Annotated in this window: 13 protein-coding genes; 6 read left to right on the top strand and 7 right to left on the bottom strand. The window is 62.7% G+C overall.

Annotated elements, in window-relative coordinates; genetic code table 11:
• The first annotated feature begins 25 nt into the window (after positions 1 to 25).
• Positions 26 to 2,437 (top strand): glucose/quinate/shikimate family membrane-bound PQQ-dependent dehydrogenase, encoded by a 2,412-nt coding sequence (locus tag HKK57_RS15345; protein ID WP_169390371.1) that lies wholly within the window; start codon positions 26 to 28, stop codon positions 2,435 to 2,437.
• 277 nt (positions 2,438 to 2,714) lie between these two features.
• Here the strand turns inward: HKK57_RS15345 and HKK57_RS15340 are convergent, their stop codons facing one another.
• Positions 2,715 to 5,051: a putative bifunctional diguanylate cyclase/phosphodiesterase gene (locus tag HKK57_RS15340; RefSeq protein WP_169390370.1), complete on the bottom strand. Its 2,337-nt coding sequence runs from the start codon at positions 5,049 to 5,051 to the stop codon at positions 2,715 to 2,717.
• 398 nt (positions 5,052 to 5,449) lie between these two features.
• On the opposite strand from HKK57_RS15340, the gene lon reads away from it, so the two are divergent.
• The 5 genes from lon to cmoB all read left to right on the top strand — a co-directional run bounded on the left by lon (position 5,450) and on the right by cmoB (position 10,854).
• Positions 5,450 to 7,870 (top strand): endopeptidase La, encoded by a 2,421-nt coding sequence (gene lon / locus HKK57_RS15335; protein ID WP_029297455.1) that lies wholly within the window; start codon positions 5,450 to 5,452, stop codon positions 7,868 to 7,870.
• Between the two features lie 200 nt (positions 7,871 to 8,070).
• Positions 8,071 to 8,463 (top strand): protease inhibitor I42 family protein, encoded by a 393-nt coding sequence (locus tag HKK57_RS15330; protein WP_029297456.1) that lies wholly within the window; start codon positions 8,071 to 8,073, stop codon positions 8,461 to 8,463.
• A gap of 1 nt (position 8,464) precedes the next feature.
• Positions 8,465 to 9,121, top strand: coding sequence for a lysoplasmalogenase (locus tag HKK57_RS15325; RefSeq protein WP_029297459.1), 657 nt, complete (start codon positions 8,465 to 8,467; stop codon positions 9,119 to 9,121).
• A 36-nt stretch (positions 9,122 to 9,157) separates the two neighbouring features.
• On the top strand, positions 9,158 to 9,901 hold the full coding sequence (cmoA, locus tag HKK57_RS15320; RefSeq protein WP_029297461.1) for a carboxy-S-adenosyl-L-methionine synthase CmoA: 744 nt from the start codon (positions 9,158 to 9,160) through the stop codon (positions 9,899 to 9,901).
• Entirely contained in the window at positions 9,898 to 10,854 is a 957-nt protein-coding gene (cmoB, locus tag HKK57_RS15315; protein WP_169390369.1) for a tRNA 5-methoxyuridine(34)/uridine 5-oxyacetic acid(34) synthase CmoB, read from the top strand. The genes cmoA and cmoB overlap by 4 nt, the downstream gene beginning before the upstream one ends.
• 130 nt (positions 10,855 to 10,984) lie before the next feature.
• Here cmoB and tadA read toward each other — a convergent pair whose 3' ends face one another.
• The 6 genes from tadA to rnc all read right to left on the bottom strand — a co-directional run bounded on the left by tadA (position 10,985) and on the right by rnc (position 16,332).
• On the bottom strand, positions 10,985 to 11,482 hold the full coding sequence (gene tadA, locus HKK57_RS15310; protein ID WP_029297465.1) for a tRNA adenosine(34) deaminase TadA: 498 nt from the start codon (positions 11,480 to 11,482) through the stop codon (positions 10,985 to 10,987).
• Entirely contained in the window at positions 11,482 to 12,861 is a 1,380-nt protein-coding gene (locus tag HKK57_RS15305; RefSeq protein WP_029297467.1) for a multicopper oxidase family protein, read from the bottom strand. Before HKK57_RS15305 ends, tadA begins: the two co-directional genes overlap by 1 nt.
• Positions 12,862 to 13,074: 213 nt before the next feature.
• The gene (gene pdxJ, locus HKK57_RS15300) at positions 13,075 to 13,818 is read right to left on the bottom strand and encodes a pyridoxine 5'-phosphate synthase (RefSeq protein ID WP_029297469.1); all 744 of its coding nucleotides are present in this window, start codon (positions 13,816 to 13,818) and stop codon (positions 13,075 to 13,077) included.
• Positions 13,819 to 13,869: 51 nt separating this feature from the next.
• Complete coding sequence (recO, locus tag HKK57_RS15295) at positions 13,870 to 14,559, bottom strand: DNA repair protein RecO (protein WP_169390368.1); 690 nt, start codon at positions 14,557 to 14,559, stop codon at positions 13,870 to 13,872.
• A 188-nt stretch (positions 14,560 to 14,747) separates the two neighbouring features.
• Positions 14,748 to 15,650: a GTPase Era gene (era, locus tag HKK57_RS15290; protein WP_029297473.1), complete on the bottom strand. Its 903-nt coding sequence runs from the start codon at positions 15,648 to 15,650 to the stop codon at positions 14,748 to 14,750.
• On the bottom strand, positions 15,643 to 16,332 hold the full coding sequence (rnc, locus tag HKK57_RS15285) for a ribonuclease III (RefSeq protein ID WP_029297476.1): 690 nt from the start codon (positions 16,330 to 16,332) through the stop codon (positions 15,643 to 15,645). Before rnc ends, era begins: the two co-directional genes overlap by 8 nt.
• Positions 16,333 to 16,447 lie beyond the last annotated feature (115 nt).

Here is a 16,447-nt window from a genome sequence, read left to right as displayed (position 1 = left end):
CTTAAACGTCACGGAGAATCACACTATGAGCACTGATGGTGCTTCAAGTCCAAGCCGCCTGCTGCCCAGGCTGCTGGGGATCTTGCTGCTGATCATGGGCCTGGCCTTGTTGGCCGGGGGCATCAAGCTGAGCATGCTCGGCGGGTCGCTGTACTACCTGCTGGCCGGTATCGGCATCACCCTGACCGGCCTCCTGCTGCTGGCCACCCGCCGTGCGGCGCTGGGCCTGTACGCGGTGGTGCTGTTCGCCAGTACCGTGTGGGCCCTGTGGGAAGTCGGCCTGGACTGGTGGCAGTTGGTACCGCGCCTGGCCCTGCTGTTTGGCTTGGGTATCGTCATGCTCCTGCCGTGGTTCCGCCGCCCGTTGCTGCGTGGGCAACCTGCCCCGCTGGGCACGGGCGCACTGAGCGTGGCCGTGGTGCTGGCCGGTGCAACCGCCGTGGCCAGCCAGTTCACCAACCCAGGTGAAATCAAAGGCCAACTGGACCGCGACGCGGTACCAGGCATGACCAATGCCGCGCCGGCCCAGGCCGATGGCGACTGGAACTCCTATGGCCGCTCGGCTTTCGGTGACCGTTACTCGCCCCTGGCGCAGATCACCCCGGAAAATGCGCACAAGCTGGTACCCGCCTGGACTTATCGCACCGGCGACCTGCCTGGCCCTGGCGACCCCGGTGAAACCACCGCAGAAAACACCCCGCTGAAAGTCAACGGCATGCTCTACGTGTGCACGCCGCACAGCCAGGTGATCGCCCTTGACCCAGATACCGGCAAGGAAATCTGGCGTTTCGACCCTAAGCTCTCCACGCAAAAAGCCGAGAACTTCAAGGGTTGGGCACACATGACCTGCCGTGGCGTGACCTATCACGATGACGCCGCCTACGCCGCCACCGAGCAAAGCCCGGCCACCGACGCCGCTGCGCCGGCTGCCAATGCGTGCCCACGCCGGATCTTCCTGCCGACCGCCGACACCCGCCTGATCGCCCTGAACGCCGATACCGGCAAGATGTGCGAAGACTTCGGCGACAAAGGCCAGGTCGACCTGGGCGCCAACATCGGCACCTTCGCCCCAGGTGGCTACTACTCCACCTCGCCGCCAGCCGTTACCAAGAACCTGGTGGTGATTGGCGGTCACGTCACCGATAACGTCTCCACCGACGAGCCGAGCGGCGTGATCCGCGCGTTCGACGTGCACACCGGCAAGCTGGTGTGGAACTGGGACAGCGGCAACCCGGACGACACGACGCCGATTGCCGAAGGCAAGACCTACACCCGCAACTCGCCGAACATGTGGTCCATGTTCGCCGTCGACGAAAAACTCGGCATGCTCTACCTGCCGATGGGCAACCAGACCCCGGACCAGTTCGGTGGCTACCGCACGCCTGCGTCGGAACTGCACGCTGCCGGCCTCACTGCGCTGGATATCGACACCGGTAAAGTGCGCTGGCACTACCAGTTCACCCACCATGACCTGTGGGACATGGACGTGGGCGGCCAGCCAAGCCTGATCGACATCAAGACCGCCGCCGGCGTGAAACAAGCCGTGATGGCCTCGACCAAGCAAGGCAGCATCTACGTGCTGGACCGAGCGACCGGCGAGCCGGTGGTGCCCATCAACGAAATCCCTGTGCCGCAAGGCGCGGTGGCCGGTGATCACACCTCGCCAACCCAGCCCAAGTCCGACCTCAACTTCATGCCACCGCCCCTCAAGGAACGTGACATGTGGGGCGTGACCCCGTTCGACCAACTGCTGTGCCGGATCGACTTCAAGTCCCTGCGCTACGACGGCCCGTTCACTCCGCCATCGCTGCAAGGCTCGATCGTCTACCCAGGCAACTTCGGCGTGTTCGACTGGGGCGGCATCTCGGTTGACCCGGTGCGCCAGATCGCGTTCGTCAACCCGAGCTACATGGCGTTCAAGTCGACCATGATCCCGGCCGAGAAAATCGCCACCATGGGCCCGCGTGTCAGCGAGACCGAAGGCGTGCAGCCGAACAAAGGCACGCCATATGGCGTGGTCCTGGAAGCGATGCTCTCGCCAATGGGCCTGCCGTGCCAGGCTCCGGCCTGGGGTTATGTGGCCGCCGTGGACTTGACCAACAACAAGACCATCTGGATGCACAAGAACGGCACCGTGCGTGACAGCTCGCCGGTTCCCATCCCCCTGAGCATGGGCGTGCCAAGCCTGGGCGGGACCTTCACCACCGCCGGTGGCGTGTCCTTCCTCAGCGGTACCCTCGACCAGTACCTGCGTGCCTATGACGTGAAAAACGGCAAGCAACTGTGGGAAGGCCGCCTGCCTGCAGGCGCGCAAACCACCCCGATGACCTACACCGGCAAGGACGGCAAGCAGTACGTGCTGGTCGTGGCGGGCGGTCATGGTTCCCTGGGGACCAAGCAGGGTGACTATGTGATGGCGTTCAAACTGGCCGACTAAGCCAGCCAGCAACAAAAGAGCCCCGCAATTGCGGGGCTTTTTATTGGCAATACAGTCCAACTGTAGGAGCCGGCTTGCCGGCGATGGTCGTTAACGATGACGTTGGGTACCTGACACCCCAAGTTGTTCTTGCTGGCGCCATCGCTGGCAAGCCAGCTCCTACAAGGGATATAGCTGCGCAGGCCAGCGTGGTTTGACGGGGCGCCTGAGATCAAAAGCAGAGCAACAGCAAAACCAAAGTGCGGAGCTGCTTACCTGTGGGGCTGTGTTGGGACGCTCAGACAGTGCTGCGGTCGCGGCGCATCCACATCTCAAAGGCCATGGCATTCAGCGGCCGGCTGATCAGGTAGCCCTGGGCCGTGTCGCAATTCCATTGCTTGAGCAGCCTCAAGCTCGGCTCGAACTCCACCCCTTCGGCCACGACCTTGAGCCCCAGGTTGTGGCTCATCTCGATGGTCGAACGCACGATCACCGCGTCGCCGCTGGTGCTGTCGAGGTTGCGTACAAAGGACTGGTCGATCTTCAGTTCCTGCACCGGCAGGCGCTGCAATTGGGCCAGGGACGAGTAGCCCGTGCCGAAGTCGTCCACCGACAGGCTGATGCCACAGCCACGCAGTTGCTCGAGGATGCGCAAGGCCTGTTCCGGGTTGTGCATGATCGCGCTTTCGGTGATCTCGAAAATCAACTGCCCGGCCAGCACCCCGTGCAGTTCCAGCAGCTCGGTCACCCGCGGCGCCAGCCCTTCGTCGCCCAGGTCGTCGACCGAGATGTTCACCGAAAGCTGCACCTCCAGCCCGCGCACGCTCCACTCTGCCAACTGGCGGATCGCTTCTTCAATCACCCAATGAGTCAGGCTGGCCATGCTGCCGGAGCGTTCGGCCAAGGGGATGAATTCGGCGGGGGACACCAGGCCCAGGGTCGGGTGCTGCCAGCGCAACAGCGCTTCGGCCTGGCGCACGTAGCCGTGGCGCAGGTCGAGCTTGGGTTGATAACACAGGAACAATTCGTCTTCGATGGCGGCACGCCGCAGGTCGCGGATCAGGCTGATCTGGCGTTGGTGGGCGAGGTCACGGTCCTGTTGATAGATCTGCAAATAGCCGGGCAGCGCGGCGGCATCGTGGCGGGCAATGGCGGCGCGGCTGATCAGTTCTTCAACCTGCAGGCCATCTTCGGGGTAGGCAGCAATGCCCATGCTCACTTCGTGGCGCAGTTCATCGCCACCGACCCGCTGCGGCTCGGTGAGCAGGCTGTAGAGGCGGTCGGCGCGGGCCACGGCGCTGTCGAGCTTGGTGTTTTCCAGCAACACGAGAAATTCGCTGCCGGTAATGCGCGCCGCCGAATCCCCCGCCGCCAGGCTCGACAGCAGGCAGCGGCTGGCTTCACGGAGCATTTCCTCGACGCCCTGGGGGCCGAAGCCTTCGTTGATCACCCGGTAGTTTTCGATCCCCAGGTACAGCAACACCACCGGCCGCCGCGCACTGATCGCACTGCCCAGGCGCTCCATGGCCAGGGCGCGGTTGGGCAGCCCGGTCAGGGCATCGTGCAAGGCGTTATGGGCCAGTTGTCGTTCACGCACGGCGATGCCGCTCTGCATCGCGTTGAAGGCACGGGCCAGCAGGCCGAACTCATCCTTGCCACGCACCGCTACGGGCGTGCGGTAATCACCGGCGCCGATACGCTCGGCCGCCTGCACCAGGGCATCCAGCGGGCGCGATACGCGGCGCGCCATCAACAGTGCGCCCACCAGAGAAACCATCAAGGCCGCCAGGGCAATGCCGAGAAATTGCCGGTCCAGCGGCGCGAAGGATTGCAGGGCATGGTCCAGCGGGCTTTGCAGCAAAGCCATGACTTGCCCGCCATCGCCGGTGTTGGCCAGGGCCAGGACCTGGCTGAGAAAACGCTGGCCGTGCCATTCGCTCATCTGCGCCAATGGGTTGATGTTCGAGTTCTGCAGCGCCTGGATGATAGCCGGGCGGTCCGCCAACGGCTGGGTGCTGAACAAGGTGCCTGGCTGGCCGTTGTCCAGGCTCATGAACGACACTTCCAGATTGCTCAGGGAGCGGAGTTCGGCGGCGAATACCTCATCCATGGCAAACCCCATGACCACCCGGGCGATGGGCAGCGGGTCCAGGACATCTTCCTGGACCAGCAGGAACGGTTGCCCGGCCAGGGCGACGATGAGCATTTGCAGGGAGTTGCGCCGGGCATGGCGCAGCGCCTGGGCATAGGGAAAGGCCTGTTGGGCGGGCACCCCATCGAGGGTACTGACGAGGACCTGCCCATCGAGCCCCAGCACAAACACCTCGCTGCTGCGGATCCCCGTGCCGTGGCGCTGCAGGGCCGCGAGGATCTGTGCCGGCTCGCCTGCGGCAACTGCGCGGCGAAACTGCGCGTCCACCGTGAGCCAGTCCAGGCCGTATTGCAGGCGGCGCCCACGCAAGTCCAGCAAGCGCTCGAACACTCGGCTGCCGGTCTCCAATTGCACTTGGGCCTGGTTTTCCACGGCGCGGGAGGTAGCGCCCTGGACGGCGAAGTACACCGCGCCCACCACGACCAGCAGCAATAACGCCAATACCCCGGCCAGACGGGTCTGGAAGGCATGGCGCCATTTCATCCGCTTGCCTCCTGGCAGCGTGCCCGCGCCCCAGCTCAAGCGTCCTTTTGTCATACGCATCCCTCGCGACTGCAGAGCCGGTGTCAAATAAATGCCCGTTCACTGAGCACATTCGGAAAACCCAGATTAGCCGTCGCTGGGCAGAAGTAAACCTAATAAATGCGGGCGGTTGGCTGACATTATTTTGACGACAGATCACCGTCTAAATGGCCCTGACAGGCCGTAAACCACCCCTGTTTTGTACCGGCGCGACGCGACGATCCGACTGGCCCACGCCCATAGGGCTGCTGCACTGACATTCGAAAATGTCATGCAATTTGTTGCTAACAACGCGCCGCCATTGAAACCACCCCTCACCTGCCCCATCTAACCTCCATACTTCACTATGCAGGTGCCCCATGAGCGACCAGCAAGAATTCCCCGATATCGACCTCAACGACTACGCCGACCCCGAAAACGCCGAAACTCCGTCGTCCAACACCGGCCTCGCCCTGCCTGGGCAGAACCTGCCGGACAAGGTCTATATCATCCCGATCCACAACCGCCCGTTCTTCCCGGCGCAAGTGTTGCCGGTGATCGTCAATGAAGAGCCCTGGGCCGAGACCCTGGAGTTGGTGAGCAAATCCGACCATCACTCCCTGGCCCTGTTCTTCATGGACACCCCGCCCGAAGACCCACGGCATTTCGATACCTCTGCCTTGCCGCTGTACGGCACTCTGGTCAAGGTGCACCACGCCAGCCGCGAGAACGGCAAGCTGCAATTCGTCGCCCAGGGCCTGACCCGCGTGCGCATCAAGACCTGGCTCAAGCACCACCGCCCACCGTACCTGGTGGAAGTCGAATACCCGCACCAGCCCAGTGAGCCGACCGACGAGGTCAAGGCCTACGGCATGGCGCTGATCAATGCGATCAAGGAACTGCTGCCGCTCAACCCGCTGTACAGCGAAGAGCTGAAGAACTACCTCAACCGCTTCAGCCCCAACGATCCGTCGCCCCTGACTGACTTCGCCGCCGCGCTGACTTCGGCCACCGGTAACGAGTTGCAGGAAGTGCTGGACTGCGTGCCGATGCTCAAGCGCATGGAAAAAGTGCTGCCGATGCTGCGCAAAGAGGTTGAAGTCGCGCGCCTGCAAAAGGAAATTTCCGCCGAGGTAAACCGCAAGATCGGCGAGCACCAGCGCGAGTTCTTCCTCAAGGAACAGCTCAAGGTGATCCAGCAGGAACTGGGGCTGACCAAGGACGATCGCAGCGCTGACGTCGAACAGTTCGAGCAACGCCTGGAAGGCAAAGTGCTGCCGGCCCAGGCGCAGAAACGCATCGATGAAGAACTCAACAAGCTGTCGATCCTCGAGACCGGCTCGCCGGAATACGCGGTCACGCGCAACTACCTGGACTGGGCCACCTCGGTGCCGTGGGGCGTGTATGGCGAGGACAAGCTGGACCTCAAGCACGCGCGCAAAGTCCTGGATAAGCACCATGCGGGCCTGGATGACATCAAGAGCCGCATCCTCGAGTTCCTCGCCGTCGGTGCCTATAAAGGCGAAGTCGCCGGGTCCATCGTGCTGCTGGTGGGCCCGCCGGGCGTGGGCAAGACCAGCGTCGGCAAATCCATTGCCGAGTCCCTGGGGCGGCCGTTCTACCGCTTCAGCGTCGGCGGCATGCGCGACGAGGCCGAGATCAAGGGCCATCGCCGCACCTACATCGGCGCCCTGCCGGGCAAGCTGGTGCAGGCGCTCAAGGATGTGGAGGTGATGAACCCGGTGATCATGCTCGACGAGATCGACAAGATGGGCCAGAGCTTCCAGGGCGACCCCGCGTCGGCCCTGCTGGAAACCCTCGACCCGGAACAGAACGTCGAATTCCTCGACCACTACCTGGACCTGCGCCTGGACCTGTCCAAAGTGCTGTTCGTGTGTACCGCCAACACCCTGGACTCAATCCCCGGCCCGCTGCTGGACCGCATGGAAGTGATTCGCCTGTCGGGCTACATCACCGAAGAAAAAGTCGCCATCGCCAAGCGTCACCTGTGGCCAAAACAGCTGGAAAAAGCCGGCGTGGCCAAGAACAGCCTGAGCATCACCGACGGCGCCCTGCGCGCGCTGATCGACGGCTATGCCCGCGAAGCCGGGGTGCGTCAGTTGGAAAAACAGCTGGGCAAGCTGGTACGCAAAGCGGTGGTCAAGCTGCTGGATGAACCGGATTCAGTGATCAAGATCGGCAACAAGGACCTGGAAAGCTCCCTGGGGATGCCGGTGTTTCGCAACGAGCAAGTGCTGTCGGGCACCGGCGTCATCACCGGCCTGGCCTGGACCAGCATGGGTGGCGCGACCTTGCCGATCGAGGCGACGCGCATCCACACGCTCAATCGCGGCTTCAAGCTCACCGGGCAATTGGGTGAAGTGATGAAGGAATCCGCCGAAATCGCCTACAGCTACATCAGCTCCAACCTGAAGTCGTTTGGCGGTGATCCGAAGTTCTTCGATGAAGCCTTCGTGCACCTGCACGTACCGGAAGGCGCCACGCCCAAAGACGGCCCGAGTGCCGGGGTGACCATGGCCAGTGCGTTGTTGTCGCTGGCACGTAACCAGCCGCCGAAAAAAGGCGTGGCCATGACCGGCGAACTGACCCTGACCGGGCACGTGCTGCCGATTGGCGGCGTGCGTGAGAAGGTGATTGCGGCGCGGCGGCAGAAGATTCACGAGTTGATCCTGCCAGAGCCTAACCGTGGCAGCTTCGAGGAATTGCCGGAGTACCTCAAAGAGGGCATGACGGTGCACTTTGCCAAGCGGTTTGCGGATGTGGCGAAGGTGTTGTTCTGAGAAACCTTTAGCGTCTGAAAGGGCCTCATCGCGGGCAAGCCCGCTCCCACATTTGACCGAGTGCATCCTTTGGAACGCGGTCGAATGTGGGAGCGGGCTTGCCCGCGATGGCGCCAGCCGCCTCAACACAAAACCCTGCTGTAACACCTTGTCTCATCTTCGGTTATGCTCGCCCTTCGTCGCCAATAAACGGAGCCTTCATGACCGCTGCCCGCCTGCTTCTTCCGCTAAGCCTCGCCCTGCTCGCGGCTTGCGCCAGTGCACCGAAGCAAAACGTCACCGTCGAAAAACAGAGCGCCTGCCCGCTCAAGCTCAAGGCCGGGCAAAACCTGACCCTGACCTTGCCGAGCAACCCCACCACCGGTTATCGCTGGGCGATCCAGGATTCGGCCGGCGGCGTGCTGCGCAGCCTCGGCCCCGAGGTCTACAGCAATCCCGAGGACGCCGGTGTGGTCGGTGCCGCGGGGCAATCGACCTGGCGCTTCCAGGCCTTTACCGCCGGTAGTGGCCGCCTGCGCCTGACCTCCCAACAACCCTGGGCCCCGGAAGTGAATCCGGTGGACACCTTTGACTGCGCCATTACGGTGAACTGATATGCCATGGATGATTCTTGCGTTGATGGGGGCGGGTACCTTTATCTACGGCCTGAGCACGCACGCGACATTGCTCTGCCTGTTGGTCAAGCCGCTGCCGGTACTGGCGATGTTGGGTTGGCTGCATGACGCGCCACCCAGCGACTATCGACGCTGGATCAGCCTGGGGTTGATCTTCTCCCTGGTCGGCGATGTGTTGCTGGCCTGGCCCGGCGACCTGTTTATCTTCGGCCTGGGCGCATTCCTGGTCGCGCACCTGGCGTACCTCAAGGCCTACTTCAGCGACTGCCGCCGCCCGGCACTGTTGCCACTGGCACTGGCGCTGGGGGTTGGGGCGATCTTGTTGAGCATCCTGATTTCCCACGGCCTAGGCGACTTGCTGATTCCGGTGGTGGTGTATGCGCTGGTGATCAGCGCCATGCTCTGGCGTGCACTGGCTCGCCTGGGCAGCGATGTACCCAAGCGCTCGGCGCAACTGGCGGCCATTGGTGCGGCGTTGTTTGTGTTTTCCGACACGCTGATCGGCATCAACCGCTTTGTGGTGACCTTCGATGCCGCGCCGTACCTGTTGATCATTACCTATTGGTTGGGCCAGTGGGGCATCACCGCATCGGCGTTCCATCAGACAACCCGCGCATCCAGGGAGCAAGTTGGCTAAAATGCCGGCCTTTTCCCCTTCGTCGCCGGAACAGCCGTGAGCAAAGAACCCGATCGCCTATTCGCCCAGCCCTTGCCCCAGGTGCCGGACTTCGCCTTTAACGAGGACGTGGTGCGGGTGTTCCCGGACATGATCAAGCGCTCGGTGCCCGGCTACCCGACCATTGTCGAGAACCTCGGTGTGCTCGCCGCGCAGTTTGCCCAGCCCAATAGCGTGCTGTACGACCTGGGCTCGTCCCTCGGCGCCGTGACCCAGGCCCTGCGCCGCCACGTGCGCACCGACGGTTGCCGGGTGATCGCTGTGGATAACTCGGCGGCGATGGTGGAGCGCTGTCGCGAATACCTCAACGGCCAGGACTCGATGTTCCAGGAGCTGTTGCCGGTGGAGGTGATCGACGGCGATATCCTCGCCCTGCAGTTCCAGCCGGCCTCGGTGGTGGCGCTGAATTTCACCCTGCAATTTATCGCCCCCGAGGAACGCTTGGCGCTGCTTGGGCGGATCCGCCAGGCGCTGCTGCCGGGTGGCGCGCTGATTCTCTCGGAAAAACTGCGCTTCAATGATCCCCAAGAGCATGCACTGCTCACCGACCTGCATGTGGCGTTCAAGCGCGCCAACGGCTACAGCGAGCTGGAAATCGCCCAGAAGCGCAGCGCCATCGAAAACGTCATGAAGCCCGACAGCCTCGAAGAACACCGCGAACGCCTGTTGGCGGCCGGGTTCTCGAAAGTCGTGCCGTGGTTCCAGTGTCTTAACTTTGCCTCGTTGATTGCCTTGCCATGATTGATCTGTCTCCCCTCGCCCGCCATCTGGTCGGCACGCCCCTGGCCGTCTGGGCCCAAGGCCTGCAAGCACAACTCGATGCAAAAATGGAAAAGGGTCATGGCGACCTCGCGCGCTGGCAAAGTGCGCTGGACGCATTACCCAAGATCCTGCCCAGTGAAATCGACCTGCTCAACGGTCTGACCCTCGACACCGATTGCGATGACACGACCCGCACGCAGATGCATGCCGCGTTGATGGGCCTGAGCCCGTGGCGCAAGGGGCCGTTCGATCTGTTCGGGGTGCATGTGGACACCGAATGGCGCTCGGACTGGAAATGGTCGCGGGTCGCGCCGCACCTGAACCTCAAAGGCAAACGCATCCTCGATGTGGGTTGTGGCAACGGCTACTACATGTGGCGCATGCTCGGCGCCGGTGCCGACAGCGTGATTGGCGTCGATCCCAACTGGCTGTTTTTCTGCCAGTTCCAGGCGGTACAGCGTTACTTGTCGGCTCCCAACGCCTGGCACCTGCCGTTCCCGTTCGAAGACCTGCCGCCGAACATGGAAGGTTTCGACACCGTGTTTTCCATGGGCGTGTTCTACCACCGCCGCTCGCCGATCGAGCACTTGCTGGCACTCAAGGATTGCCTGGTCAAGGGCGGCGAACTGGTGCTGGAAACCTTGGTGATCGGAGGTGATCAGCAGCAGGTGCTGGTGCCGGAAGACCGCTATGCGCAGATGCGCAACGTGTGGTTTCTGCCATCCGTACCGGCACTGATGCTGTGGCTGCGCCGTGCTGGCTTCAGCGATGTGCGTTGCGTGGATGTCAGCGTGACCACGGTCGAGGAACAACGCGGGACCGAGTGGATGAAGTATCAATCCCTGAGTGACTTCCTCGACCCTGAGGATCACAGCAAAACGATTGAAGGGCTGCCGGCGCCGATGCGGGCGGTGATCATCGCCAAGAAATAGCCCATGCCTGTAGGAGCCGGTTTGCCGGCGATGCAGGCACCGCGGTGTATCAGGCAGACCGAGGTGATGCTATCGCAGGCAAGCCAGCTCCCACATAGATTGGATTGCCAAATTGGGATTTATGGTGTTTTCAGGCCGTGGGCTTGGCCCTTCTGGCCTTGAAGAACTCACTCAACACCGCGCCGCACTCCTCGGCCAACACCCCGCCTTCATACAACACCCGATGGTTCAAAAAGCCCTGGGTAAAGAACTGCCCCTGGCTCTGCACAATCCCCGCCTTGGGCTCCAGTGCGCCGTACACCACCCGGGCGATGCGCGAATGCACGATCAAACCTGCGCACATGCTGCACGGCTCCAGGGTCACATACAGGGTGCTGCCCGGCAGACGGTAGTTGCTGACGGCCTGGGCGGCCGCGCGGATGGCGACCATCTCGGCGTGGGCGCTCGGGTCGCTGCCGCTGATCGGGCAGTTGAAGCCGCGCCCGATGATTTCACCGTCCTGCACCAGCACCGCACCCACCGGTACTTCACCAAGGGCCGCGCCTTGGGCGGCGAGGGCCAGGGCTTCGCGCATAAAGTCCTGGTCACGGCTGCGGTCGATAATCGCCGTCGGGCGAATCTGGCGCATCACGCCACCTCGATGGCGGCCATCAGGCCGGTTTCCATATGGTCAATCACATGGCAATGGAACATCCACACCCCGGGGTTATCCGCCACCAACGCCACGCGGGCGCGCTCGTTCTTGCCCAGCAGGTAGGTGTCGGTGAAGTACGGCGTGACCTTGTGGCGGTTCGAGGCGATCACCTTGAAGCTCATGCCATGCAGGTGAATCGGGTGCTGGTACTGGGTCATGTTTTTCAATTCAAAAATATAGCTCTTGCCCAATTCGAGCTTGGCAATCGGCCGGTCGGCGCAAGTCTTGTCAGTGATATCCCAGGCCTGGCCGTTGATCTGCCACAGGCTCGGCGGCCTGTTCTCGACATTGACCGAGACCGAACCGACCCATTCGAAATTGAAGTTGAGTTTCTCGGCATTGGCCAGGTCCGGTTCGGCAATCGGGTTGGCCGGCAACGCGGGCGGCCACTCGCCGGGGGCGTCGGTGTTGGCCACAGAGCGGAAGGTGCCCAGGCGCACCGGGCCATTGCGGATCGACAGCTCTTCGCCGGCCGGCGGGGCCTTGATTGCCAGGCAAATACGCATGCCCGGACCCAGCCAGTACTCCTTGCCCAAGGGCCGTGGCTCGATGGGGTTACCGTCCAGGGCGTAGATCTGCGCCTCGGCGTTGGGGATATTCAGGCGATAGGTCAGGGTGTTGTCGAGGTTGAGCAGGCGCACACGGGTGATTTGCCCGGCCGGCAGGTCAATGACCGCCTGAGGCACGCCATTGATGGTCGACAGGCGCCCGGCCGTACCGCCACGCGCCGCTTCGCGAGGGATGCTGAACTCGACAAATTCACCCTGTTCGTCGATATGCCAGTTTTTCAGGCTCAGGGTGCGCTCATGCTTGAAACCGGTGGGCTCGCGCTCTTCGACAATCAACGGGCCGACCAGGCCACGGCCCAGCTCTTCGCTGCTGCTCACATGGGGGTGATACCAGTAGCTGCCGGCATCCGGCACGCGGAACTGGTAATCGAAATACTCACCGGGCAATACCGGCAGTTGCGAGACGTAGGGCACGCCGTCCATTTCCAGGGGCAGGCGGATACCGTGCCAGTGGATGGTGGTGGCGACCGGCAGGTGGTTGATAAACCGCACCCGCAGCCACTCGCCCTGACGTACGCGCAACTCGGTGCCCGGCGCCGATGGGCCGAACGCCCAGGCCTGGGTTGTGTGCCCCGGCACCAGTTCCACGTCCAGTGGCGCGGCGATCAGTTCGTAATCGCGCCCGGCACTGGCGTCCGCGACTTTCCCCAGCCAGTAGCGATAGGCGCCACCGGCACCCACGCCCACTACTGCCAGGCCGGCGAGGCCACCTAGGATTTGTCGACGGGAAAAGGATCGGGACACAACAACCTCACGTATCTGCGCGGGCGCAAGGCCCGCAAAGGGCAAATACGATACACCCCCACAGGCTAAACAGTAAGGCTTCGCATTGCCGCAGGAGACCTGTAGGAGCGAGCTTGCTCGCGAAGGTCGTTAACGATGACGCGGGGATTCTGGCCCCCCGCGCTGTTCTCGGGCTTTTCGCGAGCAAGCTCGCTCCTACAGGTTGATCCAGGGTCAGTGCTTGGCGGCGGCCAGGATCAGCGCTTTCATCTCGGCTACCGCGCCTTTGAAACCGACGAACAGCGCATGGGCGACCAGCGCGTGGCCGATGTTCAGTTCGTTGATGCCCTTGATCGCCGCCACAGCCTCAACGTTGTGGTAGTGCAGGCCATGGCCGGCATTGACGATCAAGCCTTCACGCAGGCCGCAGGCCACGCCGTCGATGATGCGTTGCAGTTCGTCGGCGACTTCGGTCGGGGTGGTGGCATCGGCGTAACGGCCTGTGTGCAGTTCGATCGCTGGGGCACCCACGCGGCGCGAGGCTTCGATCTGCCGTTGGTCGGCGTCGATAAACAGCGAGACTTCGCTGCCAATCTGCGACAGGCGTTCGACCGCGGCTTTGATCCGCGCTTCCTGGCCGGCCACATCCAGACCGCCTTCGGTGGTCAGTTCCTGACGGGTTTCCGGAACCAGGCAAATATGCGCCGGGCGGATGCGCTCGGCGAAGGCCATCATTTCTTCGGTGATGCCCATCTCGAAGTTCATGCGGGTCTGCAGCACATCCTTGAGCACCAGCACGTCGCGTTCCTGGATGTGCCGGCGGTCTTCGCGCAGGTGCACGGTGATCCCGTCGGCGCCTGCTTCTTCGGCGTCCAGCGCGGCCTTGACCGGGTCAGGGTAACGGGTGCCCCGGGCCTGGCGCAGGGTAGCAACGTGGTCGATGTTGACGCCAAGAAGAATGCGATTGCTGGTGGTCACGGAAGCGCTCCTGAAAAGGGAAAGAATCGGCGCACAGCATACACGGGGATGTCAGGGCTTTCGAAACAACTCGCGACTGACCAAGGGCCGGCCGCCCAGATGCACGGCCAGGGCCTGGCGCATCAGGCGTTTGGCGGCGGACAGGGCGCCAGGCGCGCTCCAGTCGGCCTCGGCCATCGCCAGCAACTCAGTGCCCTGGAACAGGCCCGGTTGCAGCAGGTAGACCCGCTCCAGCCCGGCATCCACTTGCAGGCGGTACATGCCGTCGCTGGCGATCGGTTCGCCGTGCAAGTCATTGCTCAAATCGAAGCCGTAGCCCAGGTCGTCAAGCAGGCGCCATTCGAATGCGCGCAACAGCGGTTCCAGCGGGCGGCCTTCGGCCAGGGCCAACAGGGTAGCGGCGTAGTGATCGAACACCGCAGGGTGCGGGTCCTCGGCGGGCAGCAGGCGGATCAGCAGTTCGTTGAGGTAGAGGCCACTGAACAGCGCCTCGCCATTGAGCCAGGCAGAAGTGCCGATGCTTTCCAGGCGCCCGACGTTTTTCAGCTCGCCCTTGCCACGAAATTCCACGTCCAGGGCCACGAATGGCCGCGCCAGCGTACCCGCCTTGCCCCGCGCACTGCGCAACACCGCGCGCAGGCGGCCTTGGGGCGTGAGGAAGTCCACCAGGGCGCTGGTCTCGCGGTAGGCGCGGCTGTGCAGCACGTAGGCGGGTTGGCTGGGAGGTGGGGATTGGGACATGAATGTCTCTTCGCAGAACTTAAGAACAGCGATAAACCAATGTGGGAGCTGGCTTGTGTGGGAGCTGGCTTGCCTGCGATGCAGACGCCTCGATGTATCAAGTAGACCGAGGCGATGCTATCGCAGGCAAGCCAGCTCCCACACAAGCCCGCTCCCACATTTTGTCCTGCGATGTGACTGGAGACTGATTACAGGTCGCCGTAGCCCAGGGAGCGCAGTGCGCGCTCGTCATCGGACCAGCCACCCTTAACCTTCACCCACAGGTTGAGCATGATTTTGGAATCGAACAGCAATTCCATGTCCTTGCGCGCTTCGGTGCCGATGCGCTTGATGCGCTCGCCCTTGTCGCCAATGATGATTTTCTTCTGGCCGTCACGTTCGACGAGGATCAGCGCATGGATATGCAGGGTCTTGCCCTGTTGCTTGAACTCTTCGATTTCCACGGTGATCTGGTACGGCAGCTCGGCGCCCATCTGGCGCATGATTTTCTCGCGTACCAGCTCGGCGGCAAGGAAACGGCTGCTGCGGTCGGTGATCTGGTCTTCCGGGAAGAAGTGCTCGTTCTCCGGCAGGTAGCCAGCGATCACCCGCTCCAGGGCTTCGAGGTTGTGCCCGTGCTGGGCCGAGATCGGCATGATCTGGGCGTTCGGCAGTTGTTCCTGCAACCAGCTCAGGTGCGGCATCAACTCGGCTTTGTCTTCGATGCGGTCGGTCTTGTTCAGCGCGACGATCAATGGCCCGGTGACGTACTGCACACGCTCCAGCACCATCTGGTCTTCATCGGTCCACTTGGTGCGGTCAACCACGAAGATCACCACGTCGACGTCTTTCAACGCCGCCGAAGCAGTCTTGTTCATGTAACGGTTCAGGGCTTTCTCGCCGCCTTTGTGCATGCCCGGGGTGTCGACATAGACCGCTTGCACGTTGCCTTCGGTCTTGATGCCCAGCATGTTGTGGCGGGTGGTCTGCGGCTTGCGCGAGGTGATCGCCAGCTTCTGCCCCAGGATATGGTTCAGCAGCGTGGACTTGCCCACGTTGGGACGGCCGACGATGGCAACATAGCCACAGCGTGTTGCGGTTGAATCAGTCATGGCCATTCTCCACGCCCAGGGCAATCAGTGCTGCAGCGGCCGCTACCTGTTCGGCAATACGACGGCTCACACCCTGACCTCGGCTTTTTTCGTTCAATAAGGTGACTTCGCATTCGACGAAGAACACACGGCAGTGCGGTTCACCCTGGATATCCACCACTTCGTAGCGTGGCAGTTCGCAGCCGCGCGACTGCAGGAATTCCTGCAGGCGGGTCTTGGGATCCTTGTTGGTATCCACCAGGGTCAGGCTGTCGATTTCCGACGCCAGCCAGGCCATGACCCGCTCCTTGGCCACTTCCATCCCGGCATCCAGGTAGATCGCACCGATCAGGGCTTCCAGGGCATCGGCCAGGATCGACTCGCGACGGAAACCGCCGCTCTTCAACTCACCGGAACCCAAGCGCAGGTACTCGCCCAGGTCAAAACCACGGGCCAGCACGGCCAGGGTCTCGCCCTTCACCAGGCGCGCGCGCAGGCGCGACAGCTGGCCTTCACGGGCCAGGGGGAAGCGGTTGAACAAGGCTTCGCCAGCGGCGAAGTTGAGAATGGCATCACCCAAAAATTCCAGGCGTTCGTTGTTGCGCCCGGCAAAACTGCGGTGTGTGAGGGCAAGGACCATCAATTCCTGGTCCTTGAAGGTGTAGCCGAGCTGACGCTCAAGACGACTCAAAGAAACGCTCACGGTTTACCTACTTTCAGTACGTGGCGGCAAAGGCCATCGACGATTAACGCTGTGTTCAAATTCAAATCCTGGCAATGCTGTGTGTTGCTCGAGGCCGGACCAATGTCCAAGCCCC

It is taken from the genome of Pseudomonas sp. ADAK21 (genome assembly GCF_012935735.1).
Classification (GTDB): domain Bacteria; phylum Pseudomonadota; class Gammaproteobacteria; order Pseudomonadales; family Pseudomonadaceae; genus Aquipseudomonas; species Aquipseudomonas proteolytica.
This window is presented reverse-complemented; position numbering and strand designations above follow the sequence as displayed.